This window comes from Embleya sp. NPDC055664 (assembly GCF_053618075.1).
Genome location: NZ_JBSHGZ010000088.1, coordinates 1 through 5,109 on the forward strand (window position 1 = coordinate 1; position 5,109 = coordinate 5,109).

1 protein-coding gene and 1 pseudogene are annotated in these 5,109 nt (G+C 74.6%); both read right to left on the bottom strand.

All coding sequences use genetic code 11. From position 1 onward, the window contains the following. A pseudogene (locus tag ACWGR4_RS48095) lies at positions 1 to 849 on the bottom strand (hypothetical protein); the annotation flags it as partial. Positions 850 to 1,366: 517 nt separating this feature from the next. Next, on the bottom strand, positions 1,367 to 5,109 hold a 3,743-nt coding region (locus ACWGR4_RS48100), incomplete at its 5' end, for an AAA family ATPase (protein ID WP_452134355.1).

Genomic DNA, 5,109 nt, shown 5'->3' on the forward strand with positions numbered 1-5,109 from the left:
GGGTTCGAGGCCGGTGTATTGGCGGATGCGGCCGCGGAGGTGGCGCAGGGTTGTGGTGGCGTAGGTGCTGCCGACGGTGGCCCAGTGGGATGTCGCCTTCCAGATGTGGGCTATCTCGTCGGGGGTGGCTCGGGTCCACCATGCGCGGTGCCAGACGGCTCGCATGACGGTGAGGTCGGCGAGGTAGGTGGTGTGGTGGGTGGTGTGGTGGGTGGTGTGGTGGGTTTGGGTGTTCGGGGTCGATGTGGGGTCTGGGGCGGGGTGGCGGGTGGGGCCGGTTCCGGTGAGCAGGGGGGCCAGTTCGTGTGCGGTGAGGTGTGGGCGGGTGGGGTGGGTGGGGGTTCTCGGGGGTTTCGGGGGTGGGGGTAGGGGTCGCGGGTTCGTGGTGTGGGCGAGGGTGCGCAGGGCTTGGGCGGTGTGTTCGGCCCGGACGCGCAGGGCGTGCAGGTGGGCGCGGGTGGTTGGGGTTTGGGGGTGGGCGGTGAGGGTTCTTGCCTGGTGGGCAAGGGTGAGGCAAGCCTCGATCTGTCGGGTGATTTCGTGGGCGGGCGGGACGCTGCCTGCTTGTGTGGTGCTTTGGTCCGGGGCGTGCGTCCGGGTCGCCGTCCGGATTCGGTCGAGGGCGGTGCGGGTGGGCTCGTCGGGGCTCGTGCCGAGGTGTGTGGCGGCGGCCGTCCAGGCTTTGTAGGCCGCGTTCAGTGCGGCTCGGCTTGTGTGTGGCGCGGTGTGGGCTTGGGCGGGTGTTTGTTCGCCTGCCGTGGGCTTGGTTGTCGTGGGTGTGGGTGTGGGTGTTTTGGGTGTGGCTGCGTCTGTCAGTTCCGCCGCTCGTTCGCCGGCGCGTTCGCGCACGGTGGTGAGGGTTCGGCGGGCGTCGGGGTGGGTGTGGGGCAGGAGTGCGCCGGCGGCGGTTTCGAGGTCGCCGTAGCGCCGGGCGAGGTGTTCGGGGTCGGGGTGTCGGCGCAGTGTTCGGCGTAGGGCGTGCCAGCTTTTGTCGAGTGCGTCCGCCGCGTCCGCCGCGTCTGCCGCGTCTTGGGTGTGGTGGGGGTGGGCGTGGGGGTGGTTGGTCCATGCCTCCCAGGCCAGGTCGACCCGTTCATGGCCCGGGGAAGGGCCGGGGGCGGGTCCTGGGGAAGGGGCGGCGGTGTGCGGCGTTTCGGTGTCGGCGAGTGGTCGGTGGAGTGTGCCGATGGTGTTGTTCCTCTCGTTCGGTGGTCGGGTGATGTCTTCGGCGGGGAAGGTGCCCGGGGGCTTTCGGGCGTGACCCGTTCGGGGCGGGGCGCGGCCTTGGCGGCGGGCCTGCCGCCGCGCCGTCGTTCGCCTCGCGTCGCGTCGCCGCCTCGCGCAGGTCCGGCTCGCCCGGACCGGCTCAGCGAGCGAGGTCGGGTCCGGCCTCGGGCGGCGGCGGCTGCTGCGGGGGTGCACTGCCGGCCCGGGTGGTGCGTGTGGGCCTCCCGGCCCTGCCGCTCCCTGCGGTGTCGAGTGTCCGGGCCACTGCGGCGAGGCGCCCGCTCTGGCCGGCTGCGGCGACGCGTGTGCGCGATTGCGCCTGTAGGGCGGCGAGTTCGGCTCGGGTCTCGGCGGCTCGGGCGGCCAGGTGTTCGGCCTGCGCGCGTACGGCAAGGCCGGTGGCGCGGTCGACGGCCGCGGCGGCCTCGCGGTGGAGTTCGCGGTTTTCCTGCAGGTGGGCGTGCTGGGCGCGTACCGCGTCCCATTCGTATTCGGATCCCGCCGCGTGGCGGGCTCGGGCGAGCAGGGCGCCCACGCGTTCGATGTGGGTGCGTTGTGTCCGGATCCGCCGGTGGTCGAGGGTGTGGTTCGTGGGGGACGTGCCCTGGGCGACCACCGCCGCGCCGAGGCGGTCGTGGGCCGTGCGCAGCGTTTTCTCCAGGTGGGCCACGCGGTCGATGGCGTCGACGCGGTGGGTCAGTTCGACGGCGTTGGCGTACAGGCCGCGGGTGGCGGGGCCCCGGCCGGAGTCGGCTCGGGTAAGGATGGTGGTGGCGCGGTCGTGGAGTTTGCGGGCGCGGTGGTGGCGGGCGAGGTACAGCTTCCTGGCCTGCTCGATGGCGCGGGCGAGAGCGGCGGCGTCGAGCGCGCCGACATCGACCGCGCCGGCGGGCCGGGAGATCCCGGCGATCCCGGCGGGCGGGGCGGTGCCGGCGGTCCGGGCGGGCGGGGCGGTGCCGGTTGCGGGTTCGCGCTGCGGGGCGGGAGAGGGCTCGTCGGCTTTGGAGGTCTCCGGGGCGGATCCGCCGTTTCGGTGCTGGGTCAGCATCGCGGCCACCTGCTCGCGCGCCACCGTCTTGAGGACGGATTCGCCCTGGGCCGGCTCGTCCAGCGGCAGCGGCCCGTGTACGTCGAACGTCTCGCGGTACGCGGCGACGGCGGCGGCCGTACGCAACCAGCTCTCGCGGCCGGGCCCGCCGTCGGGGAGTGCCCCGAGCGCCGGGGCCCAGGACCGGTCGTGCGGGCCCGGCGCGGCGATGCCCGTGACGGCGGTGACCGCCAGGTGTGCCGCGCGGGCCTGGATGCGGTCGTAGGTCGCCCTGGCGTACGCGATGGCCTGTGCCGTGTCCGGCTCCCGCGCCGTTTGGGGCCTGGGCGGGACCGGCAGCCACGGCATCGTCCCCGACCGCGGGGGCTTGTCCTGGTCGAACAGTCGTTGTTCCATGCGCCACGCGAGGAGTTGCGCGGGGCTGTTCACCTTCGCGAACTCCTCGAGGGCCTCGGTCGTGGTGACCGCGGCGTCGTGGGTGAGGGCGCGGGCCAGGGTGTCGTGGGCATCGCGTTCGCGTTCGCCGCTGCCGCTGCCGCTGCCGCTGCCGGTGCCGCTGCCGGTGCCGGCGAGGGCCACGTAGTGGGCGAGCGCGGGCCAGGCCTCGTCGTCGAGGACCTGCTCGGCCAGCGCCCGGGGCAGCGTGGCGCGGACGACCTCCACCGCGCGCGCCTGTTCCTCGTCGTCGAGGCGGTACGAGACGAGGCCGTGCGCGTAGCGGTAGCGCGGCGTCAGGGTGGCGAGCGAGGCGCGGGCGGTGAGCGCAGCGGCGATGTCGTCGTGGGCGGCGTTCTCGGCGGTGCCGCGGGCGATCACCGCGGCCAACGCCTGGCGGGCGGTGCGGCGCCCGCCGGCCGGGACGTGTCCGTCGAGGTCGAGGCCTTCGTCGACGACGACGTACAGGTGGTTGGCGGCGGCGCCGCGGGTGGCCATCACGTACAGGTTCTCGCGGCCGAGGTCGGCGCCGACCAGGGCGCGGGCGACGTCGACGGTCATGCCCTGGGCGCGGTGGGTGGTGCAGGCGTACGCGAGTTCGACGTTGGCGCCGACGTAGGCCGGCGGCAGGGTGATGGTGGCGCCGTGTTCGGTGTGGCGTACGGTCAGCGCTCCGTCGCGGGCGCGGGCGGTCACTTCCCACACGTCGCCGTTCTTGACCCAGTCGCGGCCGGCGAACAGGGACATGGTGCGTTCGTTGCGTCGGGTGACGACGCGGTCGCCGACGCCGGCGCGGCTGCCGTTGGCGAGCAGGACGCCGCCGCGCTCGACCTCGCCGGCGGCGACGCGGTCGGCGCGGGCGCGGGCGGACAGTTCCCCGGCGAGCGCGTTGGTGGAGGCGATCATCAAGGAGACGCGGCCGGCGGCGGTGTCGGCGCGCCAGTCCCGGTACACGCGGTCGGTCATCGTCTGGAGCGAGCCGTCGTGGACGCGGTCGTGGCGCAGGTATTCCTCGACGACGGTGACATCGCCGTCGCGCAGCCGCAGCGAGGCGTCGATCTCCCAGGTGCGTGGGGTGCCGTCGGGTTCGCGGAAGCGCCAAACGCTGGTGAGTTCGGCGGTGTCGGCGTGGCGTTGGAGGTGGCGCAGGACACCGCCGGATTCGACGGCCGCGAGTTGCCGCGGGTCGCCGATCAGGCGTACGACGCCGCCGGCGGCGACGTGGGCGCGGGTGACGGCGTCGAGGGTGAGGGTGCCGGCCATGCCCGCCTCGTCGACCAGGACGAGGGTGCGCGGGTGGGGGACCACGGCGCCGGCGCGCAGGTGTGCGGCCCACTGGTGGGTGTTCTCGGTGGTGGCGATGCCGGCGGTGTCGGCGAGTACGCGGGCGGCGCGGGCGGAGGGGGCGAGGCCGATCACGTTCCAGCCGTCGAGTTCGGCGGCGCGGACCAGGACGCGCAGGGTGGTGGTCTTGCCGGTGCCGGCCGGGCCGATCAGGGACGTCAACCAGGTGCCGCTGTGCGCGAGATGGCGTACGGCGGCCCGCTGGTCGGGGGCGAGGGCGTGGCCGCTTTCGCGCGCGGACTCGGCGATCGCCGCGTCGACGGCGGCGCGGGACAGGACCGGCGCGCCGCCGGCGCGGGCGTGGGCCAGGAGTCGGCGCTCCGCGTCCAGGATCGCGGTGCTGGTGTAGCGGACGGCGGCGTGTGGTTGGAAGACGCCGGTGCCGTCCGGGCGGCGCAGGGCGGCCGGTTCGGCGATCAGCGAGTCGGGGGTGATGCGCACGACGCGGGTGCCGGTGTCCGGGTCGAGGAGGTGGTCCTCGGCGGTGGCCAGGCGCAGGATCCGGGACACGGTCGCCGCGCGGTCCCGGGGCGAGGCGAACGCCGTGTCGCGGGTGACGCGTTGGGCCTCCGCCTCGAGGTTGCGCACGGTCCAGGTGGAGCGGTGGTGCTGGACGCCCTCGACGGTGGCCACGGCCCAGGCGGCGATCCGTTCGCCGGTGACGTGGTCGGCGCGCAGGGTTCTCGCGTCGCGCGTCAGGTCGGCGAGGAAGGTCGCGTACCCCGGGCCCAGGACACGCTCGGCGATCTCCCGCCACCGCTCGGCCTCGTCGGCGGCGGTGCCGCCCTTGTCCTTGCGGGGGCGGTTGTTCAAGGTGGCCTGTTGCAGCAGGTCGTACTCCTCGCCGCGGTGCGGTTCGCGTCCGTGCCGCTCGCGGAACCGCCGATAGAGCCCGGTGATTTCGGCCTTGACCTGGGCCCGGCGGGAGGAGAACGCCTCGTTGAGCGCGCCGGGGATGCCGACGAGTTCGCGGATCGCCCGGCTGCCGTGGTCGACCTGGTCGGCGCGGACCCCGGTCGCCCACCCGAGACGGTGGGTGACGCCGTCGAGGACGG